At 59.2% G+C, this 17,361-nt stretch carries 14 protein-coding genes and 1 tRNA gene; 14 read left to right on the plus strand and 1 reads right to left on the minus strand.

The features are described 5' to 3' along the window. Positions 1 to 69: 69 nt before the first annotated feature. The 12 genes from ACJJVH_RS04975 (at position 70) to rpoC (ending at position 15,506) form a co-directional block, all read left to right on the plus strand. Positions 70 to 963 carry an NAD-dependent epimerase/dehydratase family protein gene (locus ACJJVH_RS04975; RefSeq protein ID WP_412064849.1) on the plus strand — a complete coding sequence of 298 codons (894 nt, stop codon included), beginning with the start codon at positions 70 to 72 and terminating at the stop codon, positions 961 to 963. Between the two features lie 327 nt (positions 964 to 1,290). Then, entirely contained in the window at positions 1,291 to 1,977 is a 687-nt protein-coding gene (locus tag ACJJVH_RS04980; RefSeq protein ID WP_112803988.1) for a glycosyltransferase, read from the plus strand. A gap of 35 nt (positions 1,978 to 2,012) precedes the next feature. After that, entirely contained in the window at positions 2,013 to 2,858 is an 846-nt protein-coding gene (locus ACJJVH_RS04985) for a 3-deoxy-manno-octulosonate cytidylyltransferase (RefSeq protein WP_113386323.1), read from the plus strand. Positions 2,859 to 3,062: 204 nt separating this feature from the next. Next, a tRNA-Trp gene (locus ACJJVH_RS04990) sits at positions 3,063 to 3,138 on the plus strand. 195 nt (positions 3,139 to 3,333) lie between these two features. Then, on the plus strand, positions 3,334 to 3,534 hold the full coding sequence (secE, locus tag ACJJVH_RS04995) for a preprotein translocase subunit SecE (RefSeq protein WP_112803989.1): 201 nt from the start codon (positions 3,334 to 3,336) through the stop codon (positions 3,532 to 3,534). An 18-nt stretch (positions 3,535 to 3,552) separates the two neighbouring features. Next, positions 3,553 to 4,083 carry a transcription termination/antitermination protein NusG gene (nusG, locus tag ACJJVH_RS05000; protein ID WP_004123460.1) on the plus strand — a complete coding sequence of 177 codons (531 nt, stop codon included), beginning with the start codon at positions 3,553 to 3,555 and terminating at the stop codon, positions 4,081 to 4,083. 212 nt (positions 4,084 to 4,295) lie between these two features. Beyond that, positions 4,296 to 4,727, plus strand: a complete 432-nt coding sequence (gene rplK, locus ACJJVH_RS05005) for a 50S ribosomal protein L11 (RefSeq protein WP_112803990.1) — start codon at positions 4,296 to 4,298, stop codon at positions 4,725 to 4,727. A 4-nt stretch (positions 4,728 to 4,731) separates the two neighbouring features. After that, positions 4,732 to 5,430, plus strand: a complete 699-nt coding sequence (gene rplA / locus ACJJVH_RS05010) for a 50S ribosomal protein L1 (RefSeq protein WP_112803991.1) — start codon at positions 4,732 to 4,734, stop codon at positions 5,428 to 5,430. Positions 5,431 to 5,759: 329 nt separating this feature from the next. Beyond that, the gene (rplJ, locus tag ACJJVH_RS05015; RefSeq protein WP_112803992.1) at positions 5,760 to 6,278 is read left to right on the plus strand and encodes a 50S ribosomal protein L10; all 519 of its coding nucleotides are present in this window, start codon (positions 5,760 to 5,762) and stop codon (positions 6,276 to 6,278) included. Between the two features lie 58 nt (positions 6,279 to 6,336). Continuing rightward, the gene (rplL, locus tag ACJJVH_RS05020; protein WP_112803993.1) at positions 6,337 to 6,717 is read left to right on the plus strand and encodes a 50S ribosomal protein L7/L12; all 381 of its coding nucleotides are present in this window, start codon (positions 6,337 to 6,339) and stop codon (positions 6,715 to 6,717) included. A gap of 262 nt (positions 6,718 to 6,979) precedes the next feature. Next, positions 6,980 to 11,122: a DNA-directed RNA polymerase subunit beta gene (gene rpoB, locus ACJJVH_RS05025; protein ID WP_113406300.1), complete on the plus strand. Its 4,143-nt coding sequence runs from the start codon at positions 6,980 to 6,982 to the stop codon at positions 11,120 to 11,122. 175 nt (positions 11,123 to 11,297) lie between these two features. After that, complete coding sequence (gene rpoC, locus ACJJVH_RS05030; RefSeq protein ID WP_112803995.1) at positions 11,298 to 15,506, plus strand: DNA-directed RNA polymerase subunit beta'; 4,209 nt, start codon at positions 11,298 to 11,300, stop codon at positions 15,504 to 15,506. A gap of 114 nt (positions 15,507 to 15,620) precedes the next feature. Here the strand turns inward: rpoC and ACJJVH_RS05035 are convergent, their stop codons facing one another. Beyond that, on the minus strand, positions 15,621 to 15,914 hold the full coding sequence (locus ACJJVH_RS05035; protein WP_112803999.1) for a transcriptional regulator: 294 nt from the start codon (positions 15,912 to 15,914) through the stop codon (positions 15,621 to 15,623). 506 nt (positions 15,915 to 16,420) lie between these two features. Here ACJJVH_RS05035 and rpsL point away from each other — a divergent pair. Both rpsL and rpsG read left to right on the plus strand, forming a co-directional pair. Then, on the plus strand, positions 16,421 to 16,792 hold the full coding sequence (gene rpsL, locus ACJJVH_RS05040; RefSeq protein ID WP_003507760.1) for a 30S ribosomal protein S12: 372 nt from the start codon (positions 16,421 to 16,423) through the stop codon (positions 16,790 to 16,792). Positions 16,793 to 16,871: 79 nt separating this feature from the next. Next, on the plus strand, positions 16,872 to 17,342 hold the full coding sequence (rpsG, locus tag ACJJVH_RS05045) for a 30S ribosomal protein S7 (protein WP_112803996.1): 471 nt from the start codon (positions 16,872 to 16,874) through the stop codon (positions 17,340 to 17,342). Positions 17,343 to 17,361 lie beyond the last annotated feature (19 nt).

The following is a 17,361-nucleotide window of genomic DNA, read 5'->3' on the forward strand; positions in this document are numbered from 1 at the left end:
ACCAAGCCATGCCTTGCGAAACGGGGGCAGGAGCCTATCTATCGCTCGATTTTATCCGGAGGAAATTTCATGAAGAAACGTATTTTGTTCACGGGCGGAAGCGGCAAGGCTGGACGTCACACTGTTCCCTGGTTGGTCAATGCCGGCTATGAGGTTCACAACGTCGATCTCGTGCCGCTCGACAGCCCCGGCGTCACCAATCTGCAGGCCGATGTCACCGATGCGGGACAAGTCTATAACGTTTTGACGATGCATCGCGATTTTCCCGATCTCGATCACGGCAGGGGCGTGCAGCCTTTCGACGCCGTCGTGCATTTTGCCGCCATTCCGCGCATTCTGATCAAGCCCGACAACGAGACCTTCCGCATCAACACGATGAGCACCTACAATGTCATCGAGGCGGCTGCGAAGCTCGGCGTGAGGAAGATCATCATCGCCTCCAGCGAAACGACCTATGGTGTCTGCTTCGCCGAAGGCCATCGCGATTTCCATCAGTTCCCGCTCGAAGAAGACTACGACGTCAATCCGATGGATTCCTACGGTCTGTCCAAGGTCGTGAATGAAAAGACCGCACGCGCCTTTGCCAAGCGCTTCGGCATCGACGTCTATGCGCTGCGTATCGGCAATGTCATCGAACCGCATGAATATGAGCGTTTTCCGGACTATTTCGCCGACAGCGAAATCCGAAAGCGAATCGCCTGGAGTTATATCGATGCTCGCGATCTTGGTCAGATCGTCCACCTTTGCATCGAGAAGGACGGTCTCGGCTTCCAGGTCTTCAACGCCGCGAACGATACGGTATCTGCCAACACGCCATCGCGGGAGCTTGCCGCCAGACACTATCCGAACGTCCCTTTCGTGCGCGAGATCGGCGAGTATGAGGGCCTTTTGTCCAATCGCAAGATTCGCGAGGTTCTGGGGTTCAAGGAAGAACACGATTGGCGGCGTTACGTGAAAGTCTAGGAGCCGCACCCGCTGCGTGGGACCTGCTTGCGCTCCCGCGACGCCTGGCCGGGAGAGGGGGCAAAGCGGCCGCCTCTCCATTTGTTACGCAGGATAACCAAAAATGCTTCCGCAAACACTCGACAAATATCGCCGTTTATTTAAGTAGGGTTGCGTTTGCGGGGCGTCTCCTTGAGATTGCAACGCATGGTACGGTATATCCGCGCCCTCGTTTCGAACCGGCATCCCGCGGCCAGTGCGCCTTGAGGATGAGCTGAGCGCGATCTATGTCGCGTCGGAAGATAGTTTGCCGGCTGATCAAAAAGGGTCCGCCGCTTCGGAGGTATCATGAAGGATAATGTTGCACGTATTTTTGTCGGTTTCGATTCCAAGGAAGTCGTGGCCTATCACGTCCTGACCCAGAGCATCATCGAGCGCTCGTCGATCCCCGTGGTCTTCTCGCCGATCGTGCTCAACAATCTCGGCGGCATTTTCACGCGCGAGCGCAATCCGCTGCAGTCGACCGAATTTTCCTTCTCGCGCTTCCTCGTTCCCTATCTCAGCGATTTCCAGGGCTGGAGCATCTTCATGGATTGCGACATGCTTGCCCGCGCCGACATCGCCGAGCTTTGGGCGCTGCGCGACGATCGCTATGCCGCCATGTGCGTCAAGCATGACTATCAGCCGAAGATCGAGACCAAGTTCCTCGGCCAGACGCAGACCAAATACGAAAAGAAGAACTGGTCGAGCATGATCCTGTTCAACAATGCCAAGTGCACGGCCTTGTCGAAGGATTTCGTCAACACGGCAACCGGGCTCCAGCTTCATCAGTTCAAGTGGCTGGAGAGCGACGACCAGATCGGCGAAGTGCCGGTGACGTGGAATTATCTCGTCAACGAATACGACTATCGCGATGATGCCAAGCTGGTGCATTTCACCGACGGCGGTCCGTATTTCGACGAATATCGCAACGACGATTACGCCGATGAGTGGTTCGCCATGCGTGACCGCATGCTGCACGTTCAACAGAAGTGAGCCCATTGGATCAGGGAAATACAGGTCAGGCCGACATCGGCTTTCCGGCTGCGGGTTCCGCCGCCGGCCTGACCGATGCCGGCGAATGGCGTGAGGTACTGGCGGCTTTCTCCCATATCGTGCTGGTTGCCAACAGCGATGCGGTCGATATCGCCAGCCTCCAGGCGCAATTTCCGCAAACTGCGCTCTTCGTGTTCTTCAACAAGGTCTACAAGGTCCTTGATCGCCCGTTTCATGGACACTCTTTGTTGATTTCGCGCGGTCAGCCGCGTGGGGCCAACATCGTTTATCGAGGCGAAGTGGGCGAGGTCGTGAAGTTCTTTCCGAAGGAACACTTCCTCGGCATCATGAATATCCGCCTCGGTCCCGAGGAAAAACTCAATCCCGCCGCCGATTTTCAAGGCGCGCCGACCGGCCATCTCGATCTGGTCGGCTTCTGCTCCGATTTCTATACGGAAGGCAAGACGCCGACGAGCGGGTTCGCCATGGCGCTCTGGCTCAGCGATCTCAAGCTGCCGGGCGCGATCGTGCTTGCCGGCTTTTCGGCAAGGCGCAGTCAGAAGTGGAGGGTGGTTTCCGCCCACGACTGGAGCTTTGAGCAGACGTTCCTGCGCCTCTTTGCGCGTCTCGGGAAGATCGTCATACACGGCGGCGTTTCGCTGAATCCCTATATCAGGCTCGCAGAACGCTTTTCAGAGGTGCCGCCGGCAGAGATTTCCCTGGCTGCGGCCGAAGTGCTGTCGGAGCGACTCGGCAACACGGATGCCGAGGTGGACAAGCTGATCTCGCTGACGAATGTGATTCGCTCCACGGACAATTTCTTGCGCCGCCTTCGGCCGAAATTTCTCAAGCGCAAGCCGAAAGGCTCTCCAGGAGAGTAGCAAGCCCGCAAACGTCCTTTTTCCGGCATCTGTCTTTCGGCGGCGGGGCCGGCTGTTTACGGGTGTGCCATGCGACGTCGAAGGTCCGATTGGGAAAAAGCAAAAAACGCTCTTGCCAATCGTTTCGTCCCGCCTTAAAGGGAGCGCCATGTCTTCGAACTGCTCGGGGCGGTCCACCGCCTGGAGCGAACGGTCGAAGGAAGAAGGGGTATAGCTCAGTTGGTAGAGCGGCGGTCTCCAAAACCGCAGGTCGTAGGTTCGAGCCCTGCTGCCCCTGCCATTTTCCTCGGTTTGACTGGCGCGTGGTTTTCGCTGCTTCTCCGGTCGAGGGCATGCCGGATTGGCGGCAAATTTTAGAAAACACCGTGTTGCCTCTTGTTAAATCGGGAATCGGTGTTTATGTAGGGTTTAACAGACACGCGGTGCGTGGGGCTGATATGTTCAGCTTTACGCGCCGTAATTGCGTGGGCGGTCAATGGCATCCAAAACGAATCCACTAGCGTTTCTGCAGCAGGTACGCTCCGAGACGTCGAAAATTACTTGGCCTTCACGCCGCGAGACCATGATCTCGACGGTGATGGTTCTCGTCATGGTCATTTTCGCCTCGCTGTTTTTCTTTGCTGCCGACCAGCTCATCGGCTGGATTCTCAGCTACGTGCTGAATACCGGCAATTGATATTGAGTGGAGATGAACATGGCGGCACGTTGGTACATCGTCCACGCTTATTCCAATTTCGAAAAGAAGGTGGCTGAATCCATCGAGGAGAAGGCCAGGCAGAAGGGTCTCGAGCATCTGTTCGAGAAGATCCTCGTGCCGACCGAAAAGGTCGTGGAAGTGCGTCGCGGCCGCAAGGTCGATAGCGAGCGCAAGTTCTTCCCGGGTTACGTGCTCGTTCGCGCCAACCTGACGGACGAGGCCTACCATCTGATCAAGAATACGCCGAAGGTCACTGGTTTCCTCGGCTCCGACAACAAGCCCGTTCCGATTCCGGATTATGAGGCCGAGCGCATTCTCGGTCAGGTCCAGGAGGGTGTCGAGCGGCCGAAGGCTTCCGTATCCTTCGAGATCGGCGAGCAGGTCCGCGTTTCCGATGGCCCGTTCGCTTCGTTCAACGGCACGGTTCAGGATGTGGACGAAGAGCGTTCGCGCCTGAAGGTGGAAGTGTCGATTTTCGGCCGCGCTACGCCGGTCGAGCTGGAATACAGCCAGGTCGAAAAGGTCTGATGTGCTCTATTGGAGGGGTTGGCCTGGCGGCCGGCCTCTCGTTCAGGTTTGGGCGTGGGCAATTGCTTGCTTGTGTCTCGCGGCGAAGCCGCAACGCGCGTGGAAGGGTAGGGTCTTAGCCGGACCTGGTGATCCGCACCACGCAACCGCAGCCGCCGGAGCGATCCGGCATAATGGGCCGGGCAACCGGTCATGTAGAAAGGCAGAGAGAAATGGCTAAGAAAGTTGCAGGCCAGCTCAAGCTGCAGGTAAAGGCCGGCTCGGCGAATCCTTCGCCGCCGATCGGTCCTGCGCTTGGTCAGCGTGGCATTAACATCATGGAATTCTGCAAGGCGTTCAATGCCGCCACGCAGGAAATGGAAAAGGGTATGCCGATCCCGGTCGTCATCACCTACTACCAGGACAAGTCCTTTACCTTCGTAATGAAGCAGCCGCCGGTCAGCTACTTCCTGAAGAAGGAAGCGAAGATTCAGTCCGGCTCCAAGACTCCTGGCAAGGGCTCCAAGGCCGGAACCCTGACCAAGGCTCAGGTCAAGGCAATCGCCGAAGCCAAGATGAAGGATCTGAACGCCGCCGATATCGAAGGCGCAATGGCCATGATCGAGGGCTCCGCCCGCGCCATGGGCCTGGAAGTGGTAGGTTAAGACCATGGTAGCAAAGCGTATTCAGAAGATTCGTGAAGGCGTCGATCCGACCAAGCTCTATGCTCTGGATCTGGCCATCAACATGGTCAAGGAACGTGCCGTCGCCAAGTTCGACGAGACCGTCGAAATCGCGATGAACCTCGGCGTCGACCCCCGTCATGCCGACCAGATGGTTCGCGGCGTCGTCAACCTGCCGAACGGCACCGGCCGTACGGTTCGCGTTGCCGTCTTCGCTCGCGGCGCCAAGGCTGACGAAGCCAAGGCTGCCGGTGCTGACATCGTCGGCGCGGAAGACCTCGTCGAAATCGTTCAGGGCGGCAAGATCGAGTTCGATCGCTGCATCGCCACCCCGGACATGATGCCGCTCGTCGGTCGTCTCGGTAAGGTTCTCGGCCCGCGCGGCATGATGCCGAACCCGAAGGTCGGCACCGTCACCATGGACGTCAAGGGTGCTGTCGAAGCCTCCAAGGGCGGCGCTGTCGAGTTCCGCGTCGAGAAGGCTGGTATCATCCACGCCGGTATCGGCAAGGCTTCCTTCGACGCCAAGGCTCTGGAAGAAAACATCCGCGCCTTTGCCGATGCCGTCATCAAGGCGAAGCCGGCTGGCGCCAAGGGCAACTACCTGAAGCGTGTCGCGATCTCCTCGACCATGGGTCCGGGCGTCAAGATCGAGCCGTCGACGGTCACGGCGCCTGGCGCCTGATAAGTTCTGCCGGGCTCTGGCCCGGTAAGCAAGAATTCCCGGCCTTTCGGGGCCGGGATTTCCGGAGAAATCCGGAATTCCTGTCCGAGATTGCGGGTGGTTGAGACCTTAATCACTTTGCCTGCATGAGACGGGTGAGATCCGAATTTGGCAGAAGCTATGCTTCGATGAAATCGGTTCGAGCCTTGGAAGCCTTGTGCCTTGGAGCCGTTCGGCTCGAGCGCGAGGGGACAGGATCCTCAAGCGTCGCTTGGGATCTCTTGGATCCCGGGAGGCAGAAGGCAACCCGGCAGGCCCGCTAACCCGGTCCTGTCAACTGGAGAAAAGCAGTGGAAAGAGCGGAAAAACGCGAATTCGTCACGGAACTGAACGAAGTCTTCAAGGCTTCGGGTTCGGTTGTCGTGGCCCACTATGCTGGTGCTACAGTCGCTCAGATGAACGATTTTCGTTCCAAGATGCGCGCTGCTGGCGGCACCGTCAAAGTCGCGAAGAACCGCCTGGCCAAAATTGCTCTTCAGGGCACGGATGCGGAAGGGATTTCCGATCTCTTCACCGGTCAGACGCTGATCGCATACAGCACTGATCCGATTACCGCTCCGAAGGTCGTCGTGGATTTCGCCAAGACCAACGATAAGATCGTTGTTCTGGGCGGCGCCATGGGAACAACAACGCTCAACGCCGAAGGTGTGAAGTCGCTCGCGACCCTGCCTTCGCTGGACGAGCTGCGCGCGAAGCTGCTGGGCATGATCCAGACTCCGGCTACCCGCATCGCAGGTGTTGTTGCAGCGCCGGCAAGTCAGCTTGCTCGCGTGTTCTCGGCCTACGCCAAGAAGGACGAAGCCGCGTAAGGCGGTTTTTCGCTGTTCATAATCAACCAGTTCGAACCGAACAAAAGGAACTACAAAAATGGCTGATCTCGCAAAGATCGTAGACGACCTCTCCTCGCTGACCGTTCTCGAAGCCGCTGAACTGTCCAAGCTTCTCGAAGAAAAGTGGGGCGTTTCCGCTGCTGCTCCGGTAGCTGTTGCTGCCGTTGCCGGCGGTGCTGGCGCTGCTGCTGCCGTTGAAGAAGAAAAGACCGAGTTCGACGTCATCCTCACGGATGCCGGCGCGAACAAGATCAACGTCATCAAGGAAGTCCGCGCCATCACGGGCCTCGGCCTCAAGGAAGCCAAGGACCTCGTTGAAGCCGCTCCGAAGGCTGTCAAGGAAGCTGTTTCCAAGGCTGAAGCCGCTGACATCAAGAAGAAGCTCGAAGACGCCGGCGCCAAGGTCGACGTTAAGTAAGCTTGAAACTGCTGTGGGAGGTGGCTTTTTGCTGCCTCCCATTCGCCGTTTTTCTGAACGAATTACCCAAAAGCCGCGGGAAAAACGGCTTTTGGGTAATGGGTTCTTCAAGAGGATGGTCTCAAACCGAACCGCGACGCAATCCGGCCGAGCGGTTTTCGGTTAGATAGACGAGATTGAACTACTCATTGATTGATGGGGCCGCCTGGCCAGCGTTTCCCATCCGTTGCAGGCCCGGGTGCAGGATTTTAAAGGAGCGACGATGGCTCAGACCCTTTCGTTCAATGGTCGCAGGCGCGTACGCAAGTTTTTTGGTAAGATTCCCGAAGTCGCAGAGATGCCGAACCTCATCGAGGTTCAAAAGGCGTCCTACGATCAGTTTCTCATGGTCGAAGAACCGAAGGGCGGCCGCCCTGACGAAGGTCTTCAGGCTGTCTTCAAGTCGGTTTTCCCGATCACCGACTTTTCCGGCGCTTCCATGCTGGAGTTCGTATCCTATGAATTCGAACCGCCGAAGTTCGACGTCGACGAGTGCCGCCAGCGCGACCTGACCTATGCCGCGCCGCTGAAGGTGACGTTGCGTCTGATCGTGTTCGATATCGACGAGGATACGGGCGCGAAGTCCATCAAGGACATCAAGGAACAGAGCGTTTACATGGGCGACATGCCGCTCATGACGAACAACGGTACGTTCATCGTGAACGGCACCGAACGCGTGATCGTATCCCAGATGCACCGTTCGCCGGGCGTCTTCTTCGATCACGACAAGGGCAAGAGCCATTCTTCCGGCAAGCTGCTCTTTGCTGCCCGCGTCATTCCGTATCGCGGCTCCTGGCTCGATATCGAGTTCGACGCCAAGGACATCGTCTACGCCCGTATCGACCGCCGCCGCAAGATTCCGGTGACGTCGCTGCTGATGGCGCTCGGCATGGACGGCGAAGAAATCCTGTCGACCTTCTATACGAAGTCGCTCTACCAGCGCGACGGCGATGGCTGGCGCATTCCCTTCAAGCCGGAGACGCTGAAGGGCGCCAAGACCGTTACCGACATGATCGACGCCGACACCGGCGAAGTCGTTGTCGAAGGCGGCAAGAAGCTTACCCCGCGCCTGCTGCGTCAGCTGCAGGAAAAGGGCCTCAAGGCCCTGAAGGCGACGGACGAAGAGCTTTACGGCCTCTTCCTCGCGGAAGACATCGTCAATTTCCAGACCGGTGAGATCTATCTCGAAGCCGGCGACGAAATCGACGAGAAGACCCTGCCTGTCATCATGAACGCCGGCTTCGAAGAGATCCCGGTTCTCGGCATCGACCACATCAACGTCGGCGCCTATATCCGCAACACCCTGTCTGCGGACAAGAACGAGAACCGTCAGGACGCTCTGTTCGACATCTACCGCGTCATGCGTCCGGGCGAGCCGCCGACCATGGAATCGGCCGAAGCCATGTTCAACTCGCTGTTCTTCGATGCGGAGCGTTACGATCTCTCCGCCGTCGGCCGCGTGAAGATGAACATGCGCCTCGATCTCGACGTTGAAGACACCGTCCGCATCCTGCGCAAGGACGACATCCTGGCCGTGGTCAAGATGCTTGTCGAACTGCGCGACGGCAAGGGCGAGATCGACGACATCGACAACCTCGGCAACCGCCGCGTCCGTTCGGTCGGCGAGCTGATGGAAAACCAGTATCGTCTGGGTCTGCTGCGCATGGAGCGTGCGATCAAGGAACGCATGTCCTCGATCGAAATCGACACGGTCATGCCGCAGGATCTGATCAACGCCAAGCCGGCCGCCGCCGCCGTCCGCGAATTCTTCGGCTCCTCGCAGCTGTCGCAGTTCATGGACCAGGTGAACCCGCTTTCGGAAATCACCCACAAGCGCCGTCTTTCGGCTCTCGGCCCGGGTGGTCTGACCCGCGAGCGCGCCGGCTTCGAAGTCCGCGACGTTCATCCGACGCACTACGGTCGTATTTGCCCGATCGAAACGCCGGAAGGTCCGAACATCGGCCTCATCAATTCGCTGGCGACCTTCGCCCGCGTCAACAAATACGGCTTCATCGAAAGCCCTTATCGCCGCATCATCGACGGTAAGGTGACCAACGACGTGCTTTACCTCTCCGCCATGGAAGAGGCGAAGTACTACGTTGCCCAGGCCAATGCCGAGCTCGACGCCGACGGCTCCTTCATCGAGGAATTCGTCGTCTGCCGTCATGCCGGCGAAGTCATGCTCGCTCCGCGCGACAACATCAACCTGATGGACGTCTCGCCGAAGCAGCTGGTTTCGGTCGCTGCCGCTCTGATCCCGTTCCTGGAAAACGACGACGCCAACCGCGCTCTCATGGGCTCGAACATGCAGCGTCAGGCCGTGCCGCTTCTGCGCGCCGAAGCCCCGTTCGTCGGCACCGGCATGGAGCCGGTCGTCGCGCGTGACTCCGGCGCTGCCATCGGCGCCCGCCGCGGCGGCGTGGTCGACCAGGTCGACGCGACGCGTATCGTTATCCGCGCCACCGAAGACCTCGATCCGTCGAAGTCCGGCGTCGATATCTACCGCCTGATGAAGTTCCAGCGTTCGAACCAGAACACCTGCGTCAACCAGCGTCCGCTGGTCACCGTCGGTGACGTGGTCAACAAGGGCGACATCCTGGCGGACGGTCCGTCGACCGACCTCGGCGATCTGGCTCTCGGTCGCAACGTGCTCGTCGCGTTCATGCCGTGGAACGGCTACAACTACGAAGACTCGATCCTGCTCTCCGAGCGTATCGTTGCCGACGACGTGTTCACCTCCATCCACATCGAAGAATTCGAAGTGATGGCGCGCGACACCAAGCTCGGTCCGGAAGAAATCACCCGCGACATTCCGAACGTTTCGGAAGAAGCGCTTAAGAACCTGGACGAAGCCGGCATCGTTTACATCGGCGCCGAAGTTCAACCGGGCGATATCCTCGTCGGCAAGATCACGCCGAAGGGCGAAAGCCCGATGACGCCGGAAGAAAAGCTTCTGCGCGCCATCTTCGGTGAAAAGGCATCCGACGTTCGCGATACCTCCATGCGCATGCCGCCCGGCACCTACGGTACGGTCGTCGAAGTTCGCGTCTTCAACCGTCACGGCGTCGAAAAGGACGAGCGTGCAATGGCGATCGAGCGCGAAGAGATCGAACGCCTTGCCAAGGACCGTGACGACGAGCAGGCGATCCTAGACCGTAACGTCTACGGCCGTCTGGTCGAGATGCTGCGCGGTCAGGTTGCTCTTGCTGGTCCGAAGGGCTTCAAGAAGGGCACGGAACTGTCGAACGCCGTCGTTTCGGAGTATCCGCGTTCGCAGTGGTGGATGTTCGCCGTCGAGGACGAGAAGGTCCAGAGCGAGCTCGAAGCCCTGCGTGGCCAGTACGACGAATCCAAGTCGCGCCTCGAACAGCGCTTCATGGACAAGGTCGAGAAGGTCCAGCGCGGCGACGAAATGCCTCCGGGCGTCATGAAGATGGTCAAGGTCTTCGTCGCTGTGAAGCGCAAGATCCAGCCGGGCGACAAGATGGCAGGCCGTCACGGGAACAAGGGCGTAGTCTCGCGCATTGTTCCGGTAGAAGACATGCCGTTCCTGGAAGACGGTACGCATGTCGATATCGTGCTGAACCCGCTCGGCGTGCCCTCGCGCATGAACGTCGGTCAGATTCTCGAAACGCATCTGGGCTGGGCTTGCGCCGGCATGGGTCGTCAGATCGGCGAACTGATCGAAGCCTACAAGGCAAGCGGCAACATCGAGCCGCTGCGCAAGACGATCGATCTGGTCGTCGGCGATGGCCCGAAGAGCGACGACGTTCACGAGTATGACGATGCATCGGTGCTGCGTCTGGCCGATCAGTGGAAGCGTGGCGTGTCCATCGCGACCCCGGTCTTCGACGGCGCCGGCGAGGCGGATGTCAACCACATGCTGGCAATGGCAGGTCTCAAGCAGACCGGTCAGTCGACGCTGTACGACGGTCGTACCGGCGAGCAGTTCGACCGCCAGGTCACGGTTGGCTACATCTACATGCTGAAGCTGAACCACCTTGTCGATGACAAGATCCACGCCCGTTCGATCGGTCCGTACTCGCTCGTCACCCAGCAGCCGCTGGGCGGTAAGGCGCAGTTCGGCGGACAGCGCTTCGGCGAAATGGAAGTCTGGGCGCTCGAAGCTTACGGTGCAGCCTACACGCTGCAGGAAATGCTCACGGTCAAGTCCGACGACGTGGCCGGCCGTACCAAGGTCTACGAAGCCATCGTTCGTGGCGACGACACCTTCGAAGCGGGCATTCCGGAAAGCTTCAACGTTCTCGTCAAGGAAATGCGCTCGCTGGGTCTCAGCGTCGAGCTGGAGAATTCCAAGGTCGACGATCTGCAGACGACGAGCCAGCTTCCGGACGCAGCCGAGTAATAGCCTGTCGGATGCGCGCTGCCGGTCAGCGCGCATCTTTTGGAATATTGCAGCGCCGTCGGCGTCCTTCCGGATGCATGGCGCCGCAAGGCGGTTTTAAGGCGTCAGGCCGGTTCCCGGGATTTACCGGCCCTGATTGCAATTCGAGGGCGTTTCGCCCCTAAAGGAGATAGGCATGAACCAAGAGGTCATGAATCTTTTCAATCCGCAGGTGCCTGCGCAGAATTTCGATTCCATCCGGATTTCGATTGCGTCGCCGGAGAAGATTCTTTCCTGGTCTTATGGCGAGATCAAGAAGCCGGAAACGATCAACTATCGCACGTTCAAGCCGGAACGCGATGGTCTTTTCTGCGCGCGAATCTTCGGACCGATCAAGGACTACGAGTGCCTGTGCGGCAAGTACAAGCGCATGAAGTACAAGGGCATCATCTGCGAAAAGTGCGGCGTCGAAGTCACGCTGTCGCGCGTTCGCCGTGAACGCATGGGCCATATCGAGCTCGCCGCTCCCGTTGCCCACATCTGGTTCCTGAAGTCGCTGCCGTCGCGTATTTCGACGCTGCTCGACATGACGCTGAAGGATGTGGAGCGCGTTCTCTACTTCGAAAACTACATCGTCACCGAGCCGGGCCTCACCGCCCTCAAGGAGCACCAGCTCCTCTCGGAAGAAGAGTACATGCTCGCCGTCGACGAATATGGCGAAGACCAGTTCACCGCCATGATCGGCGCTGAAGCGATCTACGAGATGCTGGCCAGCATGAATCTCGAGAAGATCGCAGGCGATCTGCGTTCCGAGCTTGCCGACACGACGTCGGATCTCAAGCAGAAGAAGCTGATGAAGCGCCTGAAGATCGTCGAGAACTTCATGGAATCCGGCAACCGTCCGGAATGGATGATCATGAAGGTCGTCCCGGTCATCCCGCCGGACCTGCGCCCGCTGGTTCCGCTCGATGGCGGCCGTTTCGCGACGTCGGATCTGAACGATCTCTATCGCCGCGTCATCAACCGTAACAACCGCCTGAAGCGCCTCATCGAACTGCGCGCTCCGGGCATCATCATCCGCAACGAAAAGCGCATGCTGCAGGAATCTGTCGATGCGCTGTTCGACAACGGCCGCCGCGGCCGCGTCATCACCGGCGCCAACAAGCGTCCGCTGAAGTCGCTGTCCGACATGCTCAAGGGCAAGCAGGGCCGCTTCCGTCAGAACCTGCTCGGCAAGCGCGTCGACTATTCCGGCCGTTCGGTCATCGTGACAGGTCCGGAACTCAAGCTGCACCAGTGCGGCCTGCCGAAGAAGATGGCGCTCGAGCTGTTCAAGCCGTTCATCTACGCCCGCCTCGACGCCAAGGGTTACTCCTCGACCGTCAAGCAGGCCAAGAAGCTGGTCGAAAAGGAAAAGCCGGAAGTCTGGGATATCCTCGACGAGGTCATCCGCGAGCATCCGGTTCTGCTGAACCGGGCACCGACGCTGCACCGCCTGGGCATCCAGGCCTTCGAACCCACGCTGGTCGAAGGCAAGGCAATCCAGCTGCATCCGCTCGTCTGCACGGCCTTCAACGCCGACTTCGACGGCGACCAGATGGCTGTTCACGTACCGCTCTCGCTGGAAGCCCAGCTTGAAGCCCGCGTGCTGATGATGTCGACCAACAACATCCTGCACCCGGCAAACGGCGCGCCGATCATCGTTCCCTCGCAGGACATGGTTCTCGGCCTGTACTACCTGTCGATCCTGAACCAGAACGAGCCGGGCGAAGGCATGGCCTTCTCCGATCTCGGCGAGCTTCATCACGCGCTTGAAAACAAGGTCGTGACGCTGCATTCGAAGATCCGCGGCCGCTTCAAGTCGGTCGACGAAGAGGGCAAGCCCTATTCGAAGATCTACGAAACGACGCCGGGCCGCCTGCTGATCGGCGAATTGCTGCCGAAGCACGGCAAGGTGACCTTCGACATCTGCAACCAGGAAATGACCAAGAAGAACATCTCCAAGATGATCGACACGGTCTACCGTCATTGCGGCCAGAAGGACACGGTCATTTTCTGCGACCGCATCATGCAGCTCGGCTTCGCCCATGCCTGCCGCGCCGGCATTTCGTTCGGCAAGGACGACATGGTCATCCCGGACACGAAGGTTAAGATCGTCGGCGATACCGAAGCGCTCGTGAAGGAATACGAGCAGCAGTATAACGACGGCCTGATCACCCAGGGTGAGAAGTACAACAAGGTCGTCGACGCCTGGGGCAAGGCCACGGAAAAGGTCGCCGAAGAAATGATGGCCCGCATCAAGGCCGTCGAATTCGACGAGAAGACCGGTCGCCAGAAGCCGATGAACTCGATCTACATGATGAGCCACTCTGGCGCCCGTGGTTCTCCGAACCAGATGCGCCAGCTGGGCGGCATGCGTGGCCTCATGGCCAAGCCGTCGGGCGAAATCATCGAGACGCCGATCATCTCGAACTTCAAGGAAGGCCTCACCGTTAACGAGTACTTCAACTCGACCCACGGTGCCCGTAAGGGTCTGGCCGACACCGCCTTGAAGACCGCGAACTCGGGCTACCTGACCCGCCGTCTCGTCGACGTCGCGCAGGATTGCATCGTCACGCACGTCGATTGCGGTACCGAAAACGGCCTCACCATGACCGCCATCGTCGATGCCGGTCAGGTCGTCGCCTCGCTCGGCGCCCGCATCCTCGGCCGTACGGCCCTGGACGACATCGATCATCCGGTTACGGGTGAACGCATCGTCGATGCCGGCAAGATGATCCTTGAGCCCGATGTCATCGAGATCGAGAAGGCCGGTATCCAGTCGATCCGTATCCGTTCGGCGCTGACCTGCGAAATCCAGACGGGCGTGTGCTCGGTCTGCTACGGCCGTGACCTTGCTCGCGGTACGCCCGTCAACATCGGCGAAGCTGTCGGCGTCATCGCCGCGCAGTCGATCGGTGAGCCGGGCACGCAGCTGACCATGCGTACCTTCCACCTGGGCGGCACGGCAACCGTGGTCGACCAGTCGTTCCTGGAAGCTTCGTACGAAGGCACGGTTCAGATCAAGAACCGCAACATGCTGCGCAACTCCGATGGCAACCTGGTTGCCATGGGCCGCAACATGACGGTCCAGATCCTGGACGAACGCGGTGTCGAACGCTCCTCGCAGCGCGTCGCTTACGGCTCGAAGCTGTATGTCGACGACGGCGACAAGGTGAAGCGCGGTCAGCGTCTGGCAGAGTGGGACCCCTATACCCGTCCGATGATGACGGAAGTGGCTGGTACGGTTCACTTCGAAGACGTGGTCGACGGTCTCTCCGTTCTCGAAGCGACCGACGAATCCACCGGCATCACCAAGCGTCAGGTTATCGACTGGCGCTCGACGCCGCGCGGCTCCGATCTGAAGCCGGCGATCGTCATCAAGGACGCCAGCGGCAATGTCGCCAAGCTGTCGCGTGGCGGCGAAGCCCGCTTCCTGCTCTCGGTCGACGCGATCCTGTCGGTCGAGCCGGGCACGAAGGTGTCGCAGGGTGACGTTCTCGCCCGTTCGCCGCTGGAAAGCGCCAAGACCAAGGACATCACCGGTGGTCTGCCGCGCGTTGCCGAACTGTTCGAAGCCCGTCGTCCGAAGGACCATGCCATCATCGCTGAGATCGATGGTACGATCCGCCTCGGCCGCGACTACAAGAACAAGCGTCGCGTCATCATCGAGCCGGCGGAAGACGGTGTCGAGCCTGTCGAATACCTGATCCCGAAGGGCAAGCCCTTCCATCTTCAGGAAGGCGACTATATCGAAAAGGGTGACTACATCCTCGACGGTAATCCGGCTCCGCACGACATCCTGGCGATCAAGGGCGTGGAGGCTCTGGCTTCCTACCTGGTCAACGAAATCCAGGAAGTCTACCGCTTGCAGGGCGTTGTCATCAACGACAAGCACATCGAAGTGATTGTCCGTCAGATGCTGCAGAAGGTGGAAATCACCGATGCGGGCGACAGCCAGTACATCGTCGGCGACAATGTCGACCGTATCGAGCTGGACGATGCCAATGACCGTCTGGTTGAGGAAGGCAAGAAGCCTGCTTATGGCGATCCGGTTCTGCTCGGCATCACCAAGGCATCGCTGCAGACGCCGTCCTTCATCTCGGCCGCATCCTTCCAGGAAACGACGAAGGTGCTGACCGAAGCTGCAATCGCCGGCAAGACCGACGGTCTGCAGGGCCTGAAGGAAAACGTCATCGTCGGTCGCCTCATCCCGGCCGGTACCGGCGGCACCATGACGCAGATCCGCCGTATCGCTACGGCCCGCGACGAGCTCATCCTCGAAGAGCGTCGCAAGGGCACGGGCGCCAGCGTCGCAACGCCGATGCTGCAGGATCTCGCCAGCGAGAACACGCCGGCCGAGTAAGCTGCGCGGAAAGCGGAAAATCAAAACCGCCCGGAGCGATCCGGGCGGTTTCTTTTTGTGCTATGAAGAAATCGAATTGGGGGAGGGCGGGTCGCCGCCGGCGAGGCGGTTCCGTCAGCGGAAGCGAATGATCGCGACTTCGCCTTCGAGGGCGCCCTGATAGGCCGACGCATGGGGTTCTTCGTCCGGTATATCCGTGAGCAGCCCGATCTGGTCGAGGTCGGCCTCGATGAAACCTTCTTCGGCGAGCGCGTTCAGTGCCTCGCGCACGGCGGTATCGTCATCCGGTGCCTTCAGCATGACATGCAGGTCCACGCCTTCGCCGCCATCGGACTCGTATCCCTTGCCGATGATGATGAAGACCATGGGGCCATCGGAATTATTGTCGTTGTCTGGCGCAGTAATCATGAGTCTTCCTTCGGGAGTGTCGAATCGACCCGGCGATTCCATTTGGCCGCTCGGGTTTGCCGGATGGAAATGTCCGTCCGTGATTCCTTATAGGGATTTTGCCGAAATACCAAAGTCCATCTTGCCGAAGAGGCGCCATTTCCGTATCCAGTGCCGCAAATGACTGGTTTGCACGGCCTTTTCGGGCTTTATGACAAAGATAATTTCTTAACCGCCTTGACGAAACGGCGGGAAACCAGTAGTACCGCGCCCATCGGGACCCATGTGAGGCATGGCTGTTCGGAGCGACGCGCTCTGGAGTTCACCTCAAACAAGGTTCTAAACGCACGTTGAAGACACGAATGCTGCACGCAAGACGCCATAACAGCGTCCTCTGCTTTTTGTGGTCCATCTGCGAAAGCGGATCGGGCCACGTTTTGCGCATTGAGACGATCGTGTGTCGTTGCCGGTGACGGCGAGAGTCAAGCCCGCAAGGGTGTCGAGATAGATTTACAAGGGATGGTTGAATGCCTACCGTAAACCAGCTGATCCGCAAGCCTCGCCAGGCGCAGGTAAAGCGTAACAAGGTTCCCGCTCTCCAGGAGAACCCGCAGAAGCGCGGCGTTTGCACCCGCGTCTACACGACGACGCCGAAGAAGCCGAACTCGGCTCTGCGTAAGGTCGCAAAGATCCGCCTCACCAACGGCTTCGAAGTCATTGGTTATATTCCCGGTGAAGGTCACAACCTTCAGGAACACTCTGTCGTCATGATCCGTGGCGGCCGCGTCAAGGACCTTCCGGGTGTCCGTTACCACATCATCCGCGGCGTTCTCGATACCCAGGGTGTCAAGAACCGCAAGCAGCGCCGCTCCAAGTACGGCGCGAAGCGTCCGAAGTAATTCGGTTTTAGATAATCCGGCGCTGCGCGAGGTTCTCCGCGTGGTAAAGCGCCGCTAACAGTTGAGAGACGAGAAGTATATGTCCAGACGTCACAGAGCAGAAAAGCGCGAGATCAACCCGGACCCGAAGTTCGGCGATCTGGTCGTCACCAAGTTCATGAATGCCATCATGCTCGACGGCAAGAAGTCCGTAGCTGAAAGCATCGTATACGGCGCATTCGACGCCGTGCAGGGCAAGGCAAAGCAGGAGCCGCTCGGCGTGTTCCATCAGGCTTTGGATAACATCGCTCCGCACGTTGAAGTTCGTTCGCGTCGCGTTGGTGGTGCCACGTACCAGGTTCCGGTCGATGTTCGCCCGGAGCGTCGTCAGGCTCTTGCCATTCGCTGGCTGATCGCTGCTGCTCGCAAGCGTAACGAAACGACGATGGTCGATCGCCTCAGCGGCGAACTTCTCGATGCCTCCAACAACCGCGGCGCCGCCGTCAAGAAGCGCGAAGACACGCACAAGATGGCTGATGCCAACCGTGCGTTCTCGCATTATCGCTGGTAATCCCGAACGGTTTCGGAAA

It is taken from the genome of Rhizobium sp. SYY.PMSO, assembly GCF_046840415.1.
Taxonomy (GTDB): domain Bacteria; phylum Pseudomonadota; class Alphaproteobacteria; order Rhizobiales; family Rhizobiaceae; genus Rhizobium.